We start from the raw sequence: 16,589 nt of genomic DNA, 5'->3' as shown, positions 1-16,589 counted from the left end.
ACACTGTTAATTGATAGTTCCAGGAGACTTGCATGAGCCTTCAACTTGCCGACGCCGAAGTGGGCGATATCAGCGATATCATAAATACCGAGTTGTACCCCATACATGATTCGGGCCATGTCCGGTTGCAGGCGCTGATCGAACACGCCCGCGCAGAACTGGCCGAAGACGGTTGCTGCCTGCTGAAAGATTTCTTGCGGCCCGAGGCGCTGGAACGGGCCCGTGCCGAAGGTCAGGCACTGTCGGGCAAGACCTTTTACTCGGTGCGCAAGGTCAATGCCTATTTCACAGAAGACGACCCTACCCTGCCCCAAGATGACCCGCGCCGCACATTCATGGAGCGCACCAGCGGTTTTGTCACGCGGGACATGATTGCCCCGGACGCGATCATTCATCGCCTCTACGTCTCGCCGATGATGAAGCGATTCATCGGTGCCTGCCTCGACGAGCCGGAGATTTTCGAATACGCCGACCCGTTCGCCGGGTTGGTGATCAATGTGATGCCCGAAGGCACCGAGCAACCCTGGCACTTCGATACCAACGAATTCATCGTCAGCATGATGACCCAGAAGCCCGAGGCTGGCGGCCTGTTCGAGTACGCGCCGATGATCCGCACGCGCACTCAGGAAAATCTAGGTGCTGTCGGCAATGTGGTGCGCGGGAACGACCGCAGCCGCGTGCAGGAACTGGAGCTCAACCCCGGCGATTTGCAGATTTTCAAGGGTCGCTTTTCAGTGCACCGGGTAACCCGCGTCGAAGGCGCTACTGAACGTAATACGGCGATCTTCGCCTACTCCGAAAAGCCTGGAATCATCGGCCGTGCCCAGCGCACCAAACAGCTTTACGGACGCCTGTCCGAAGCCCATCTGCAAGCCGAACGCAACCTGGTACGCAGCGACCAGTTGCTCGACTGAACCATTCCAAAAAAATCTTAAAAAAACCAACCGTATTTGCCTGCGAGGAACACCCCATGAGTCTGTCCGGCCCCAACCGCAACCCCGCCGACTGCGAACCGACCTACGCCGAGATCCAGCAGATCCAGATGGACCGTTTGCAACGGGTGCGCAACGAACTGAAAAAACGCGACTACGCTGCGTGCGTGCTGTTCGATCCGACCCACATACGCTACGCCACCGGCTCGCGCAACATGCAGGTGTACTCGGCGCGCAACCCGGCACGTTACGCTTTCATCCCGGCAGAAGGCCCGGTGGTGGTCTTCGAATTTGGCGGCTGCCTGCACCTGGCCGAACAGCTCAACACCGTCGATGAAGTGCGCCCGGCCAAGGCCATCTCCTATTACTTCTGCGACAGCTTCCTGAATAACGTAACCGCCGAATGGGCCGCTGAAATCGGTGAATTGGTACGCAAGCACGGCGGCGGTAACAAACGCATCGCCATCGAAAGCGCGACCTCGGCCGCTGCGTTCGAACTGCAAAAACTCGGCTACCAGATATTCGATGCCCAGGAACCGCTGGAGCGCGCGCGCTGCATCAAGGTGCCGAACGAGCTGAAGATGATCCGCGCCAGCCTGCGTGCCACCGAGGCCGGCGTGCGCTTGATGGAAAGCAAACTGGTGCCGGGCATAAGCGAAAACGAACTGTGGTCGCACTTGCACCAGCACGTGATCGCTACCGACGGCGACTACGTCGAAACCCGCCTGCTGTCCTCCGGCCCGCGCACCAATCCGTGGTTCCAGGAGTGCAGCACCCGGCCCATCGAAGCCGGTGACCTGGTAGCGCTGGACACCGATGTGGTTGGGCGTTTCGGCTACTACGCGGACTTTTCACGGACCTTCCTCTGCGGCGAGCAAGCCGCCACCGCCAAGCAACAGGAGCTGTACAAACTGGCCTACGAACAGGTGCAAACCAACATGGAAATGCTCAAGGCCGGCCGCAGCTTCAAGGAATACGCCGAGCTGGCCTGGAGAATCCCGGACAACTACAAGGCCAACCGCTATTTCGCCCTGGCCCACGGCGTTGGCATGACCGGTGAATACCCGTACGTGGTGCACCGCGAAGACATCGATGCACTGGGTTACGACGGGGTGTTCGAAGCCGGCATGACCATCTGCGTGGAGAGCTATATCGGCCACGATGCGGGCGGCGAAGGGGTCAAGCTCGAAGAGCAGATTTATATCCACGAAAACGGCATCGAGTTGCTCTCGGACTATCCGTTCGATCCGCGCCTGATGCCACGCTGAGTTGCCCCGGACGGCGCCGTAACCTCCTTCGACATCGTCCGGTTTTCCCCTTGTTCCCACCCGGAACAAGGGGCGTTTGCGGCCACCGCGCAGTGTTTCGTACCCGCGCCTTCCTCCGTCCGGCCTGTCTAGCTCAAGCGGCAGCCTTCCTTACGGTCAGTAACATGCATTTATCGAACGTTTCAGCGTTGAATTTATCGTTTGTCGATCGTTGCCCAGATGACAAAACTGCGGGCATCTCTAATAAAAACAACATGAGAGCAGCCCTATGTCATACCCAGCCTCCGTCCTTCTGATCTCGTTGCGCCTTGCTCTACTGCCGGCTTTACGCCTGTCACGCCTGCGCCTTCGCGCTGCCGGCCACTGACAGTCTCGGTTCTTCGAACCGACCGCGTCTGCCGCTCGCCCCATGTGCGGCCAGTCGAAAAACGCACTTTTGCACGTTATCGGAGAGGCATATGAAAGACTTAATGACACTGGACGGCACTCTGCCGCATCCAGCGGTGAACGACCTGTGCACCCAAGTCAAAAGTGGCGAGATCAATCGTCGCCAATTCCTGCGCACCGCCGCACTGCTGGGCATCTCCGCCGCCAGCGCGAGCACTTTCCTCGGTTCCGCGCTGCTCGGTAATTCGGCTCATGCCGCTGCCGCGGTAACGCCGCGTCAGGGCGGCAGTCTGAGGTTTGCCTGTGCTATCCAGGAAATCCAGGACCCGATGCTGATCACCTGGATCGAAGCCTCGAACCTGCTGCGCAACAGCCTCGAATTCCTGACCTGGGTCGATGCCGACAACATCACTCACCCGTACCTGGCCGAGAGCTGGAGCCCGTCCGAGGACCTGAAAACCTGGACCTTCAACCTGCGCCAGGACGTGAAGTGGAGCAACGGCGACACCTTCAACGTCGAGGACGTACAGCACAATATCGGGCGCTGGATTGCCGCCGATTCCAAGTCGGTCAACCGCACCGCGTTCCAGGACATTACCGCGTTCGAGAAAGTCAGTGACTTCCAGTTCCGCCTGGTGCTCAAGCGCCCGATGCTGGCGATCCCGGAAATGCTCAATGCCTTCACCTGCGCCATCGTGCACCGCAGCTTCAAGGCCGGTGACAACTGGGCGAAAAACCCTCTGGGTACCGGGCCGTTCAAACTGGTGTCATTCGCGGTCAACAAGCAGGCGACCTTCGCCAAGCGTGCTGATTACTGGCGCAAACCGGCAAACCTCGACGAGTTGCGCTACGTCGACATGGGCACCGATATTTCCACCCACCTCGCGGCGTTGCAGGCCGGGCAAGTGGACGTGTTGTACCGGGTCACCGTGGCCGAACTCGACCTGGCCAAACGCTTGCCCGGTGCCCAATTACTCACCTGCAAGTCGGCACAAACCATCGTCATGCGCATGGCCTGCGACCAGAAGCCGTTCGACGACCTGCGCATCCGCAAAGCAGTAGCGCTCTGCGCCGACAACGCGCAGATGCTGAAAATCGCTTATCGCGGCATGGGCACCCTGGGCGAAGATCATCACGTCGCGCCGTCCCACCCGGAATACTTCCCGCTGCCCAAACGTGCGCGGGACGTGGCGGGTGCGAAGAAACTGCTCGCCGAAGCCGGCCACCCGAACGGCATAGACATCGACCTGATCGTCGGCAACACCCAGGGCCGCTACGAACAGGACTGCGCGCAGATCCTCCAGCAGAACTGCGCCGAGGCCGGCATTCGTATCAACCTCAAAGTGATCCCGGCCACGCAATACTGGCCGATCTGGGACAAGGCCGCCTTCAGCCTCACCTACTGGGCGCACCGCCCGCTTGGTGTGATGTCGCTGGAACTGGCCTACCGCAGCGGCGCGGCCTGGAATGAAAGCCACTACAGCGACCCGGCGTTCGACGCAGCGCTGGACAACGCAATGGGCGTCGTCGACCCGAAACAACGGGCCGCAGCGATGCAAAGCGTCGAGCAGATCCTGCAAGACGCCTGCGTCATGGTCCAGCCGTTCTGGGGCGATAAATTCACCGCCGCGAGCAAGAAGGTCCAGGGGTTCCAGGTTCACCCCTCGGACTTCTACCCAATGGATCAAGTCTGGTTGAGCGCCTGACTCAAGCGCCCCGAACGAGCCCGCCCACTCAGCTGCGGCGGGCCGCCATCCCTTGATTAGCCGGAGCGTGCGAGCATGGCTGAATTTCTATTGCGCAAGTTGTTGGCGCTGGCGGCAACCTTGCTGTCGGTGTCAGTGATCGTGTTCCTGGCGTTGGAACTGAATATCGAAGACGTCGCAATCAACGTCCTCGGCCCCTACTCCGCCGCCGACCAGCGCGCTGCATGGCTGGTGGAACATGGTTACAACCAACCCTTCGTCTGGCGCTACCTGGTGTGGCTGAAGGACTTTCTCAGCGGCGACTGGGGCACCTCAGTGCATTTTCGCGAGCCGGTGATTGATCTGCTGCTGCCGAACCTCGGGCAAACGCTGATCCTAGCCGGGTTGGCGTTGGCGGTCATAGTGCCGGTGGCGTTGACCCTCGGCATTCTGGCCGGGATTCGCCAGGGCTCAGCGGTGGATCGGCTGGTGTCATTCCTGTCGATTGTCACCACGTCGATTCCAGACTTCGCCAGTGCGGTGTTTGTCTCGGCGATCTTCGTGTTCTGGCTTAATTGGCTGCCGGGCGTGAGCAGCATGAGCGACGGCTTCAACCCAGTGGAACTGGCGCTGCCACTGATGGTGCTGTGCCTGTTCGGCATCGGCTATCTGGCGCGGATAACCCGGGCCTCGATGGTCGAGGTGATGCAGGCCCCGTACATCCGCACCGCCCGCCTCAAAGGCGCGTCGACCTCACGCATCGTGTTGCGCCATGCGCTGCGTAACGTGCTGATCGCACCAATCACCGTGATCATGTTGTACATCCCGTGGCTGCTGTCGAACGTGATCGTGGTCGAGGTGTTCTTCGCCTACAAAGGCTTCGGCTCGCTGCTCTACACCGCGTCGCTGAACCATGACGTCTACCTGATCGAGGCCTGCGCAATGATCAGCGGCATCGTAGTCGGCGCAACCAAAATCTTCTCGGACCTTGCCTACACCTGGCTCAACCCGCGCATAACGTTGCGCAGTCTTGGCGGAGGTGGCCAATGAACTTCCTCAACTCGTTCAAACATCCCCTTGCGTTACTCGGTTTGCTGCTGGTAGGCGGCTGGGCGTTGATGGCGCTGTTCGCGCCGTGGCTGGCGCCCCACGACCCGTTGGAAAGCTTCACCCCGCTGCTGACGCCAATGACGCCGGATGGCAACGGGATGCACTTTCTACTCGGCACCGACATGATCGGTCGCGACATTCTCTCGCGGCTGATCTGGGGCACGCGCACCGTGTTGTTCTGGTCGATTCTGGCGACGCTGACCGCATTCGCCGTGGGCATCGCCATGGGCCTGTGCGCCGGCTACTTCAATGGTTGGGTCGATGCGCTGCTGTCCTATGTCGCCGACACCGTGCTGTCGTTCCCGGTACTGGTGTTGTACATCGTGATCATCATCGCCCTCGGCGCTTCGGCGCTGAACATTCTGATTGCGGTGACCTTCACCAGTGCCCCGGCGATCTTCCGGATCATGCGCGCACTGACCATCGACATCCGTTCCCGGGATTACGTGCTCAGTGCCATCACTCAGGGCGAAGGGTCGTTGCGGATCATGCTGGTGGAAATCCTGCCCAATTGTGGCGGCCCGTTGATCGTCGATTTCTGCCTGCGCATCGGCTACACCGCGATCATGATCGGCGCCCTTGGCTTCCTAGGACTCGGCCTGCCACCGCCGACGCCGGATTGGGGCGGCATGATCAACGAAGGCCGTAGCATGGCCATCGTCTTCCCCCACTTGGTGATCTTCCCGTGCATTGCCATCTCCACCCTGATGCTGGGCCTGAGCCTGCTGGCGGACGGTCTGGACGAACACGCCCAAAAAGGCGCAAGGAGCTGAGCATGAGTCATCAACAAGTATTGAGAGTGGAAAACCTCTCCATCGAACTGCCCGCCGGCGCCGATCGTAGCCACGCCGTCAAGGGCATCAGCCTGGATGTACGCAAGGGCGAAATTCTCTGCGTGATCGGCGAGTCCGGCTCCGGCAAATCGGTGCTCTCGGCCGCAATCATGGGCGATTACGCCAAAGGCCTGCGCCACACTGAAGGCGTGATTGATTTCCGCGGCGACGATATTTGCCGCATGGACGAAAACGCTCTGCGCAAGCTGCGCGGCAACCGCATTGCGATGATTTTCCAGGAGCCCATGGCGGCGCTGAATCCGGCGATTCGTATTGGTCAGCAGGTCGAGGAAATCTTTGACATTCACGCGCCGCAGATGCCCGCCACGGAGCGCCGCGAACGCATGCTAGCCCTCCTGGATTCGACCCAATTGCCCGATCCGCCACGGATTGCCAACAGCTTCCCGCATCAACTCTCGGGCGGCCAATGCCAACGGGTGGTGATAGCCATGGCGCTGGCGATGAACCCGGATTTGCTGATTGCCGACGAACCGACGACTGCGCTGGATGTGACCACACAGGCCCAAGTGCTGAAACTGGTCCGCGACCTGCGCGGTCGTGGTCAGCACGGCATCCTGTTCATCACCCACGACTTCGGCGTGGTGGCAGAAATCGCTGACCGCATCGCGGTGATGGAGGGCGGCGTGCTGGTGGAAATCGGTGAGCGCGATCAAGTCCTCAATTCGCCAAGACACCCGTACACCCGCAAATTGATCGCCGCTGTGCCGGCCCTGCACCCAGAGCTGCACGCGCAGTGCGCCGATGGTGAGTTGGCGTTGCGCATCGAGCACTTGACCAAGACCTACAACGTCAGCGGCCGCTTGGTCCCGGCGCTCAAGGATGTCTCGCTGCAACTGCCACGGGGCAAGACGCTGGCGATTGTGGGTGAGTCAGGCTCGGGCAAAAGCACCTTGGTCAAAGCCGCAATTCGGCTGGTGGAAAGCGACAGCGGCCATGTCTGGGTGGGTGACACGGATTTCCTGGCATTGCGCGGTTCCGCGCTGGCGGCCAATCGGCGGCGGATTCAGATGATTTTCCAGGACCCGTACGGCTCGCTCAATCCACGGCACCGGGTCGGCGATATCATCGCCCGCGCCGCGCAATTGCGCGGGTTGTCGGCCAAGGATGCGTGGACCGAGGCCGGTGATCTGCTGGAACAGGTCGGGCTCAAGCGTGACGCCCTCAAGCGCAAGCCCCGGCAGTTCTCCGGTGGCCAGCGTCAGCGCATCGGCATAGCCCGGGCCCTCGCGATGCGCCCGGAAGTGCTGATTGCGGATGAAAGCGTATCGGCGCTGGATGTTTCGGTGCAAAAACAGGTACTGGAGCTGCTCGCTGAGCTGCAACAGCGCCTCAACCTGAGCATCTTGTTCATCACCCACGACCTGCGCGTGGCGGCGCAAATCAGTGACTACATCGCGGTGATGCGCCAGGGCGAAGTGGTGGAGTACGGCACGGTGGAACAGGTGCTGATACGGCCGCAAAACGCCTACACCCAGACCTTGCTGGCTGCAGCCCCCGGCGCTTCGGCGATTCCGGTGGTGCCTGTTGCCGAACCCGCGCTGAGGTTGATCCGACCGCAAGCCAACTGAGTTAACAAGCCTTTTCCCCAGGTAGCAGCGTTCGCTGCGCCATGGGCCGCTGTTGCCAACGATAACTAAAAAACCAGGAGTACACTGTGCGCACAACTACCCGGATTGCGGTCCGTTCCATCGCTCTCATTCCGCTGCTCGGCGCCTTCGCGGCCCCGGCCATGGCAGTGCAGGTTACCGACAACCTTGACCTCGGCGGTGCCATTCGGGCGCGCTGGGACTATGACCCGGACCGCGACATTCAGAAGTTCGGCCTGGACACGGTGTTCCTCAGCGCCAAGTACAACTCCGATACCTGGATCGGCGAGGCCCAGTACCGCTTCTACGGACGTTCCTATCCTTACCAGTACACCAAGAACTACGGCGATATCCAGTTCGCCAAGTTCGCCTGGGTCGGTTACAAGTTCAATCCTGACCAACAAGTGCAGGTAGGCCTGAATACCGTGCCGTTCGGTTTGCAGCCGTACTTCGGCAGCACCTTTTACGAAACCCTGGGCAACGTCATCGGCCTGGAAGATGTGCAACAAGTCGGCGCCAAGTACATCCAGCAAAGTGGCGACTGGAATATACAGGCCGGCTACTACCTGCGCCCGGCGTGGCAAGGCAAAGGCACGAGCAAAGGGGTGACGTATTCCAGCGTGGTGTCGGGGGCCGACAGCTACGTGGGCGACGGGAGCGACAACCAGGAACGCAATACCGTGGTGCTGCGCGTGGCCAAGGCCCTGGACCTGGGCGCGTGGAAATCCGAAATCGGCCTCTCCGGCCTGACCTCTACCCTGGAAAACAAGGACACCGATAACGATGGCCGTCGCAACGCGGTGGCCGTGCACTACCTCGGCAAGAACGGCCCATGGGGCGTGCAACTGCAAGCGGCGAGGCAACAGATGTCGCCGCGCAACCGTGGCAGTGATGAAGTGGTCACGCTCGGCGGGTACGACGGCACCTACAACGTCGCCAGTCGCGGAAACTTGTATGTCGCCGACCTGAGCTACGACGTCGCCGGCAAATACCTGTTCGACCAGATCAGCGGTGTGAAGCTGTACGCCAACTATAGCGCCTTCGACAAATCCGCCGACGCGTTCAAGACCTCGCAACGGCTGATCCTGGGGACCTCGTTTTCCTTCAGCAAACTGTGGATCGCGACGGAATGGCTCTACGGAAAAAATGACCCGTACATTGGTGGCAGCAGCTACACCCAAAGCCTGGCGGCGGGTGGGAGTAACCAGTGGGAGAATCAACTGTACATGAACATTGGATACTACTTCTGATCCGGATTGTTTGGCGTTTCTGAAGGCCTCTCCGCGAGCAAGCCCGCGCCCACAGGTTTAGCGCATAACCTGTGGGCGCGGGCTTGCTGGCGAAGAGTTTTACCCAAACACCACTTGCATCAGCCTCTCAGAAAGGAGTCAGATACGTCGTACAGAATATTCACCAAAAACAATAAACCTGCCCGCGTACTACTGCGTCGAAGGCCGGTATGGAGTCATCCTTTTCATGCGTCAACTGCCCTCGCTCAACATGCTGCGCATTTTTGAAGAAGTCGCGCGGCATCGCAGTTTCAGCCAGGCGGCTTTGGGTCTGAACGTCACCCAAGGCGCGGTCAGCCGTCAGATCAAGCAGCTTGAAGATTATCTCGGCGTGGCGCTGTTTATCCGCACACCCCAAGGCCTGTCGCTGACCCAAACCGGCCTTGCCCTCTCCCCCCAATTGAGCGATGCCTTCGACCACGTCGAACGTGCCCTGCAAGCGGTGCGTGTGCCGAACCTGCGCCAACGCCTACGCATCGTCGCGCCACCCACCTGGGCCACGCGCTGGTTATCAGCGCATTTGCGCGCGTTCTGCCAGCGCTACCCGGACATTGGCCTCAGCGTGACCCACCAGAACGGCAACGACAGCCTCCCGGAAATCGATTGCCACATCCGCTTCGGCCTCGAAGCGGCCAACCATTGCAGCAGTCAGTTGCTGGTCATGGAGCGGCACATGGCAGTGGCCAGCCCCGAGTTGTTCGTCAATGGCCAGCCGCCGGATCTGCGGCAGCTTCCGCTATTGCACATACTGCATGACGGCAAACGCTTGAAGGTGTGGGAGAACTGGTTGGCCGCGATGGGCCGCGAGGATGTCGATGCCGCGCAAGGGCTGGAGTTCAGCACGCTGGACCAGGTGATCCACACGGCACTGGCCGGTGGTGGGCTGGCGGTGATTGACCGACAGATGATTGAAAAGGAACTGGCGAATGGCAGCCTGTTGCCGATCACTGCGGTGGAAGTGGTCGGGCCTTACGGATATTGGCTGGACGTGGCGAATGAGAAACGGGGGCTGTCGAAAGTGCAGTTGTTCACTGATTGGTTGGGATTGGTCAGCAATCCCTGAAACACCGAGATTCCAATGTGAGAGCGGGCTTGCTCGCTCCCACATTGGGCTTGTGGTGAATTTTAGATTGGGGCTGCGACCTTTGTGGCAGCGGGTGCCGCGCTCTCCATCGGACCCTGCGCCTTGCACGCCTGGCTCAGTGTCAGGGATTTGGTTTCCGGTGCCCAGGCCCAGGAAATGATCGCGCCCAGTGCGAGAATCGACGCCAGGATGCCCATCGTTGGGCTCAAGCCGATACCCGCCACACTCACCGGCAACAGGAAAGTGCTCACCGCCGAGCCCAAGCGACTGACCGCCGTTGCCAGGCCAATCCCGCTGGCCCGCACTTCGGTCGGAAAGCTCTCGGCCGGGAACACGCCCACCAGATTGCTCACCGCTGACAACACCAGCGTGAACACGCCGAACACCAGCACCATCAGGAACGCCGCACTGCCCGGCAGAGCTGCCAGCAGGAACAAGGCCACCGCCAGGATGATGAATGAATTGATCAGAAAGCCTCGGCGCGAGAATTTCACCGTGCACCAGATGCCGATCAATGCGCCGAGAATCAGCAGCATGTTGAGCATCAATTCGGTGCCAAAGCCCTCCGCCAGGCCCATCTTCTGCAGGATCGACGGCAGGAAGGTATAGATAGCGAAGTACGGCATGACGATGCAGACAAAGAACAGGCAGTTGAACGCAGTACGCTTTCGGTATTCGAGGCTGAAGAGCACCGCGTAGCCGGAACGGGTTTCGGTGGAGCGGGTTTCATCGAGTTCAACATTATCACCCAGGTGTTTTTTGACAATCGCCCGTGCTTCGGCGATCCGCCCTTGATTGACCAACCAGCGCGGTGATTCCGGGGTGCCGATCCGCGCGATCAGGATCAACGCTGCCGGGATCGCCGACGAGGCCAGCATCCAGCGCCAGGCGTCATCCCCCAGACTGAGCATCGCCGTGCCGACGAAGGTCGCGGCGACGTAGCCGAAGGTCCAGATGACACTAAACGAACCGAGCAATACGCCGCGATGTTTTTTCGGTGAGAACTCGGCGAGCATCGCGTGGCCGACGCTGAAGTCGCCGCCCAGGCCGATGCCGATTATGACCCTACAGAGCAATAGCTGCATCGCAGTTTCGGCGTAGAACTGCATGACCGAAGCCATGGTAATCAGAACAAAACTGACCAGGAAAATTTTCTGCCGCCCGACCTTATCGGAAATCCGGCCGAAGAACAGGCTTCCAAGAAACAGGCCAATCAGTGCCGAAGCGCCGATCAGGCCTTGCCAGAAGGCATCGAGGTGCATCTGCGGGCTGAGCAACGTGAAAGCGATACCGATCAGGCCGAGGATGTAGCCGTCGGTGAAGTGCGCGCCGAACGTGAGACCGGCAATTTTGATATGGAAGCGCCCAATGGGCAGGTCATCGATCTTTATCGATTGAGCGGACATGTTCGTCTCCAGTTGTTGTTATTGAAGGAGAAATGAAACCGATGGCGCTTGTACCTGTGGGAGCTGGCTTGTTCGCTCCCACAGGATTTGGGGTTGGGGCTAGAGGCCGCCCATCAACAGGTATTTGATTTCCAGGTAGTCTTCCAGACCGTACCTGGAGCCTTCGCGCCCCAGGCCCGATTCCTTGATGCCGCCAAACGGCGCGACTTCCGTGGAGATGATGCCTTCGTTGATCCCGACCATGCCGGCTTCCAGGCCTTCGGCCATGCGCCAGACGCGGCCGATGTCGCGGCTGTAGAAGTACGCCGACAATCCGTAGGGCGTGTCATTTGCCCGTTGCAATACGTCGGCTTCGTCCTTGAAGCGGAAGCACGCGGCTACGGGGCCGAACGTTTCGTCCTGGGCGATCAGCATGTCGCTGGTGGCATCGGTGAGAATGGTCGGCTGGTAGAACGTGCCGCCAAGCGCATGCCTACGACCGCCGCACAACAGCGTGGCGCCCTTCTCCAAGGCGTCACTCACGTGCAACTCAACCTTGGCCAACGCCGCTGCGTTGATCAACGGACCTTGCTCGGTTTCACCGTCCAGAGCACTGCCGACGCGCATCGCAGCGACCGCTTCGGCGAGTTTGCCGGTGAACGCTTCGTAAACGCCGTCCTGGATGAAGAAACGATTCACGCAGACGCAGGTCTGCCCTGTATTGCGGAATTTCGAGGCCATCGCGCCTTTGACCGCGGCGTCCAGATCAGCATCGTCAAACACAATGAACGGCGCGTTGCCGCCCAATTCCAGCGAGACTTTTTTCAGCGTATCTGCCGCTTGGCGCATCAGCAGCTTGCCGGTGCGCGTCGAGCCGGTAAACGACAGTTTGCGGACGATGCCGCTCGCTTGCAGTGCACCGCCAATCGCTGCGGCGTCACCTGAAATGACGTTGAACACGCCGGCCGGAATGCCCGCCTGCTCGGCCAGCACCGCCAAGGCGAAGGCTGACAAAGGTGTCTCCTCCGACGGTTTGAGAATCATTGTGCAACCCGCCGCCAGCGCCGGACCGACCTTGCGCGTGACCATTGCCAGCGGGAAGTTCCAAGGGGTGATCGCCGCAACCACGCCGACAGCCTCCTTGACCACAATGATTCGCGCATCAGCCTTATGGCTCGGGATTACGTCGCCGTAAGCGCGCTTGGCTTCTTCGGCGAACCATTCCAGAAAGCTTGCGGCATAGACCACTTCGCCCATTGCTTCGGCGAGCGGTTTGCCCTGTTCGCAACTGAGCAAAGTGGCCAGGTCTTTCTGGTTGCTCAGCATCAGTTCGCTCCAACGCTTGAGGCGCTGGCTGCGTTCTTTGGCTGTCAATTTTCGCCAGGCTGGCAAAGCGCGGTTCGCCGCGGCGATAGCGAGGTTGGTTTCTTCGGCGCCGGCCTTTTGCACGTCGGCGATCACTTCGCCATTGGCCGGGTTCAACACCGGATAGGTCGCACCGCCGCTCGACCATTGGCCGTCGATGAAGTTGCCGTTACGAATCAGCGAGCTCATGCCACAGCCTCAGTCAGAGTAAAGCGTTCCAGACCCGGGCGGGCTGAGCGCAGGATGCGTTTGCCGGCGGTGTAATCGTTGATCACGTCGCACGGGGTGTAGTTGCGTTCCAACTCATGCAGTTCTTCGGCGTCGAGCCTGGTTTCCAAGGCTGCCAAGGCACTGTCGAACTGCGCGGTGGTGTCGGCGCCGACCAGCATGCAATCGACGCCCGGATGATTGGCAACCCAGGCTTGAGCGATTTGCGCGTTCGATACCCCACGGGCGCGGGCCACGCGCTGCACCGAATGAGCGATCTCGAACGATGCCTCGTCGCTGTACATCTGCTGAGTGAAGAAGTCGGTCTGGTTGCGGGTCGATTGAACGTCGCCGGTGAGCAAACCGCGAGCCAGCGGGCTGAACACCGAGACACCCAGGCCCTGATCACGACAGAACGGAATCATCTCGCGCTCTTCTTCGCGGTAGGCGCAGTTCAGTTGCAGCTGCATGTTGATCGGCTTGACCCAGCCGTTGCGTTCGCAAGCCATGAGGATCTTCGCCAGCTGCCCGGTGAGCATGGTCGACACACCGATGTAGCGAGCCTTGCCGGAGCGCACAATGTCGTTCATCGCACTCATGGTTTCTTCAACCGGGGTATTCAGGTCGAAGTAATGCAGCATGAACACATCGACGTAATCCATGTTCAAGCGCTTCAGCGAGGCGTCGATGCTGTCCATGATGTGCTTGCGCGAATGACCGCTGGCGTTGATGCCGTTGCGGGTGCCGTAGCCAACCTTGGTGGTGATGACCAAGTCTTCACGACGGGCCAGACGCTTAACGATGCGCCCGACCACTTCTTCACCGACACCTGCGGAATAGAAGTCTGCCAGGTCAATGAAATTCACCCCGTTATCGAGGGCATGGGCGACGATCGGCTCGCTCTGCTTTTCATCGAAGATCCACGGTTTCCAGTCCGGGGTGCCCATGTTCATGGTGCCCAGGCACAGGCGGGAGACTTGCAGGCCGGAGTTGCCCAAACGGATGTATTGCATGGCTCAGACCTCAGGCTTTCGGGGTGTAGAAAGGGTTGCTGATGTGAGCGACCACATCCGCCAGTTGTGCGGTTTCCGGCTTGCCGGTCAGGGCGGCGCGGATCGCGGTACGGCAGGCGTTGTAGTTATTCAGGTACACCGCATCCAGATCATCGCAGGCCGGGTTGACCCAGTTGGCCGTCACAATCGCCCACTCGTCTTCAGCTTCCGGCGGCAAGGTGCCGTCCAGCAGCGCTTCCAGTACAGCCTTGGCGATCCCGGCCTGGGACGCGCCCCAGGTGGCGTTGCCGTGCAAGTCGCTGCTGATCGCGGCCTTGTTGACGTAGAGCGTCATCGGCTTGGCCGGAATGTTCGGTTGGGCGATCACCATAAAAGGGCAATGCCCTTGGCTCGGCGACGCCAAGCTGTTGGCAAACGCCTGCCCCGCCGGCCCGTTGCGCGGGCCGATCAGGATGTTGATGTGTGCGGCATTCACACCAGGACCTTCGAAACCTTCACCGATATACAGATCGAGTTCTTTCATGAGTCGTTACTCTTTTTGGATTTATTTTGGGTGATCAGAAGCGCACGCGGATCTTGAAGATCGCGTGGCAAACATGAGGGTATGAAGAGCGCAACACGAGGCTGGCGGAGACGCGGCAGAGGGGCTTAGTCATGATTGCAAACGCTCTTTTTGTTATTGATGAGCTGTGTTTGCGTTTTTTAACATCGGGGCCCGGAGGGGCTGTAACCATTAAAAGTCATGGGGGCATGAGTTCTCCTCATACCCAGCAAATCCCGCGCGGAACTGGAAGACAAATTGTTCGCCTACCAGCCCTGCAGGGTAGAGCGCGATTTCGCATTATCCTGCGCTTCAAGGGGCAAAATTGGGGCAAATCTCAATTTGGCCGATCTTGAATCACTGCGCTAGAGCCCAGTCAAAATGTTTTTTGGCGACCCTGAGAGTCTTTAGATTTCGCCCGGCAGGCTGTTTAGCTGATCATTTCTGACTCTTCACCGGTCGTGGCGATCCATTCACACCGGGCAGCGCTCGTCGTTCGCGCCACTCATTACTCACTGGACGTCATGCAAGCACGTCATTTCTGTGAAAGCATGTTCAGGCGCTGATGTTGATCCACTGTGTACTTTTCATCGCCCGCTACAGGTACCCAATCCTTTAAAGGTGTCAGAAAGTGCAGTTCAAAACGACGTGACAGGAACGCCCATTTTCCGTCGCGACGTTCAAACCTGTCGTGGTACAGCCCACTGGCTTGAACCGGACCTTTTTCAATGTCATGGAACAGGCAATACGCGGCCACCGTACCCGCCGCGCTGTCACCCTTGATTTCGATCAGTGGGTTGGCCATCCAGTGGTGCATATAAGGCATCTGGTGCCAGCTGTTTTGCGCCATCGCCAGGATTTCGTCACGGTTTCCGGCCTTGCCGAAACCCGGTAGGTCCAGTGTCGATTCTTCGTGCCAGATTGCGCTCAGGAGCAACACGTCAACGCGATCGAAGGCATTGGCGTAGGCGCTGATCAGCGACTCGATTGCGGCGCGACTTTCCAGGGCGTCCAGTCGGGTGCTCAGTTCTTCAATGTTCATGATGGGGTTTCCTGCTGAGACTTCGCAAAAGCGAAAAAGGCAACCCTCTGCGAGGGCTGCGCTGCGGTTAAGCAAGTGTTCAGATCTGCGACAGGCCGCCGTCGACCATCAGCTCCACACCGTTGACGTATTTCGCATCGGCGGATGCAAGGAACAGCGCCGACGAGGCGATTTCTTCAGGTTGGGCCATATACCCCAGCGGAGTGATCTGCTCGACATGTTGTCGCAGCGCGGCGATGTCGCGTTCGCTCATCTTCAAGCCGTTATCCATCAGAGGCGTGCGGGTGAAGCCAGGGCTCAGGACATTCGCTCGAATCCTGCGACCTTTGAGTTCGTTGGCCCAAGTCCTTGCGAAGGACCGCACCGCGGCCTTGGATGCGTTGTAAAGGCTCAGCCCTTCCATCCCGTTGCTGGAACAGATAGAGGCCGTCAACACGATCGAAGCGCCATCTTTCAACAATGGCATTAACGTCTGAACGGTAAAAAAAACGCCCTTTACGTTAATGTCGAACATATTGAAATAAGCCGCCTCCGTGGTCTCGCCCACCGGGTTTTTTTCACAAATGCCCGCGTTGGCAAACACTGCGTCCAATTGATCGTCACGGGCCACAATGGTCGCCTTGAGCTTATCGAGATCAGCCTGGCGCGCGACATCCGAAATGACCGCGACGGCTCTGTCGCCCAGCTTTGCCACCGCAGCTTCCAGCGTGGCTGCAGAGCGACCCGTGATGTAAACACGCTTGGCTCCCTCTGCAATCAAACCCTGCGCAATCGCAAATCCGATCCCGGTGGATGCGCCGGTGACAACTGCAATCTGATTGGCGAATTTACCTGACATATC

General features: G+C 59.6%; 14 protein-coding genes. 8 read left to right on the top strand and 6 right to left on the bottom strand.

Features of this window, described 5'->3' with window-relative positions; translation table 11 throughout:
* The first annotated feature begins 32 nt into the window (after positions 1–32).
* The 8 genes from J3P81_RS12140 to J3P81_RS12105 all read left to right on the top strand — a co-directional run bounded on the left by J3P81_RS12140 (position 33) and on the right by J3P81_RS12105 (position 10,174).
* Positions 33–914, top strand: a complete 882-nt coding sequence (locus J3P81_RS12140) for a HalD/BesD family halogenase (protein WP_122804138.1) — start codon at positions 33–35, stop codon at positions 912–914.
* Positions 915–970: 56 nt separating this feature from the next.
* Positions 971–2,200: a M24 family metallopeptidase gene (locus J3P81_RS12135; protein WP_434563997.1), complete on the top strand. Its 1,230-nt coding sequence runs from the start codon at positions 971–973 to the stop codon at positions 2,198–2,200.
* Positions 2,201–2,658: 458 nt separating this feature from the next.
* Positions 2,659–4,293, top strand: a complete 1,635-nt coding sequence (locus tag J3P81_RS12130; protein WP_434563996.1) for an ABC transporter substrate-binding protein — start codon at positions 2,659–2,661, stop codon at positions 4,291–4,293.
* 75 nt (positions 4,294–4,368) lie between these two features.
* Positions 4,369–5,322 (top strand): ABC transporter permease, encoded by a 954-nt coding sequence (locus J3P81_RS12125; RefSeq protein WP_434563995.1) that lies wholly within the window; start codon positions 4,369–4,371, stop codon positions 5,320–5,322.
* A complete protein-coding gene (locus J3P81_RS12120; RefSeq protein WP_017845684.1) occupies positions 5,319–6,155 on the top strand; it encodes an ABC transporter permease in 837 nt (278 codons plus the stop codon). The genes J3P81_RS12125 and J3P81_RS12120 overlap by 4 nt, the downstream gene beginning before the upstream one ends.
* Positions 6,156–6,157: 2 nt before the next feature.
* Positions 6,158–7,804, top strand: a complete 1,647-nt coding sequence (locus J3P81_RS12115; RefSeq protein WP_434563994.1) for a dipeptide ABC transporter ATP-binding protein — start codon at positions 6,158–6,160, stop codon at positions 7,802–7,804.
* A 161-nt stretch (positions 7,805–7,965) separates the two neighbouring features.
* Positions 7,966–9,072 carry a hypothetical protein gene (locus J3P81_RS12110; protein ID WP_224793967.1) on the top strand — a complete coding sequence of 369 codons (1,107 nt, stop codon included), beginning with the start codon at positions 7,966–7,968 and terminating at the stop codon, positions 9,070–9,072.
* A gap of 226 nt (positions 9,073–9,298) precedes the next feature.
* A complete protein-coding gene (locus J3P81_RS12105; protein WP_434563993.1) occupies positions 9,299–10,174 on the top strand; it encodes a LysR substrate-binding domain-containing protein in 876 nt (291 codons plus the stop codon).
* A 62-nt stretch (positions 10,175–10,236) separates the two neighbouring features.
* Here the strand turns inward: J3P81_RS12105 and J3P81_RS12100 are convergent, their stop codons facing one another.
* The 6 genes from J3P81_RS12100 to J3P81_RS12075 all read right to left on the bottom strand — a co-directional run bounded on the left by J3P81_RS12100 (position 10,237) and on the right by J3P81_RS12075 (position 16,586).
* Positions 10,237–11,601, bottom strand: coding sequence for an MFS transporter (locus J3P81_RS12100; RefSeq protein WP_434563992.1), 1,365 nt, complete (start codon positions 11,599–11,601; stop codon positions 10,237–10,239).
* Between the two features lie 99 nt (positions 11,602–11,700).
* The gene (locus J3P81_RS12095) at positions 11,701–13,134 is read right to left on the bottom strand and encodes an NAD-dependent succinate-semialdehyde dehydrogenase (protein ID WP_434563991.1); all 1,434 of its coding nucleotides are present in this window, start codon (positions 13,132–13,134) and stop codon (positions 11,701–11,703) included.
* The gene (locus tag J3P81_RS12090) at positions 13,131–14,165 is read right to left on the bottom strand and encodes an aldo/keto reductase (protein ID WP_034135577.1); all 1,035 of its coding nucleotides are present in this window, start codon (positions 14,163–14,165) and stop codon (positions 13,131–13,133) included. The genes J3P81_RS12095 and J3P81_RS12090 overlap by 4 nt, the downstream gene beginning before the upstream one ends.
* Positions 14,166–14,175: 10 nt before the next feature.
* Entirely contained in the window at positions 14,176–14,688 is a 513-nt protein-coding gene (fae, locus tag J3P81_RS12085; protein WP_434563990.1) for a formaldehyde-activating enzyme, read from the bottom strand.
* A 553-nt stretch (positions 14,689–15,241) separates the two neighbouring features.
* Positions 15,242–15,748 (bottom strand): nuclear transport factor 2 family protein, encoded by a 507-nt coding sequence (locus J3P81_RS12080; protein WP_434563989.1) that lies wholly within the window; start codon positions 15,746–15,748, stop codon positions 15,242–15,244.
* A 79-nt stretch (positions 15,749–15,827) separates the two neighbouring features.
* Positions 15,828–16,586 (bottom strand): SDR family oxidoreductase, encoded by a 759-nt coding sequence (locus J3P81_RS12075; protein ID WP_434563988.1) that lies wholly within the window; start codon positions 16,584–16,586, stop codon positions 15,828–15,830.
* Between the last annotated feature and the right edge of the window lie 3 nt (positions 16,587–16,589).

The sequence above is a fragment of the Pseudomonas sp. R1-6 genome (genome assembly GCF_051132115.1).
Classification (GTDB): Bacteria; Pseudomonadota; Gammaproteobacteria; order Pseudomonadales; family Pseudomonadaceae; genus Aquipseudomonas.
The sequence above is the reverse complement of the archived record's forward strand: the minus strand, read 5'-3'. Positions and strand labels throughout refer to the sequence as shown.

Bases quoted from the DNA above. Each gene is read 5' to 3' on its own strand.
- J3P81_RS12140 (WP_122804138.1), top strand. From the start codon at position 33: ATGAGCCTTCAACTTGCCGACGCCGAAGTGGGCGATATCAGCGATATC.
- J3P81_RS12135 (WP_434563997.1), top strand. From the start codon at position 971: ATGAGTCTGTCCGGCCCCAACCGCAACCCCGCCGACTGCGAACCGACC.
- J3P81_RS12130 (WP_434563996.1), top strand. From the start codon at position 2,659: ATGAAAGACTTAATGACACTGGACGGCACTCTGCCGCATCCAGCGGTG.
- J3P81_RS12125 (WP_434563995.1), top strand. From the start codon at position 4,369: ATGGCTGAATTTCTATTGCGCAAGTTGTTGGCGCTGGCGGCAACCTTG.
- J3P81_RS12120 (WP_017845684.1), top strand. From the start codon at position 5,319: ATGAACTTCCTCAACTCGTTCAAACATCCCCTTGCGTTACTCGGTTTG.
- J3P81_RS12115 (WP_434563994.1), top strand. From the start codon at position 6,158: ATGAGTCATCAACAAGTATTGAGAGTGGAAAACCTCTCCATCGAACTG.
- J3P81_RS12110 (WP_224793967.1), top strand. From the start codon at position 7,966: ATGGCAGTGCAGGTTACCGACAACCTTGACCTCGGCGGTGCCATTCGG.
- J3P81_RS12105 (WP_434563993.1), top strand. From the start codon at position 9,299: ATGCGTCAACTGCCCTCGCTCAACATGCTGCGCATTTTTGAAGAAGTC.
- J3P81_RS12100 (WP_434563992.1), bottom strand. From the start codon at position 11,601: ATGTCCGCTCAATCGATAAAGATCGATGACCTGCCCATTGGGCGCTTC.
- J3P81_RS12095 (WP_434563991.1), bottom strand. From the start codon at position 13,134: ATGAGCTCGCTGATTCGTAACGGCAACTTCATCGACGGCCAATGGTCG.
- J3P81_RS12090 (WP_034135577.1), bottom strand. From the start codon at position 14,165: ATGCAATACATCCGTTTGGGCAACTCCGGCCTGCAAGTCTCCCGCCTG.
- fae (WP_434563990.1), bottom strand. From the start codon at position 14,688: ATGAAAGAACTCGATCTGTATATCGGTGAAGGTTTCGAAGGTCCTGGT.
- J3P81_RS12080 (WP_434563989.1), bottom strand. From the start codon at position 15,748: ATGAACATTGAAGAACTGAGCACCCGACTGGACGCCCTGGAAAGTCGC.
- J3P81_RS12075 (WP_434563988.1), bottom strand. From the start codon at position 16,586: ATGTCAGGTAAATTCGCCAATCAGATTGCAGTTGTCACCGGCGCATCC.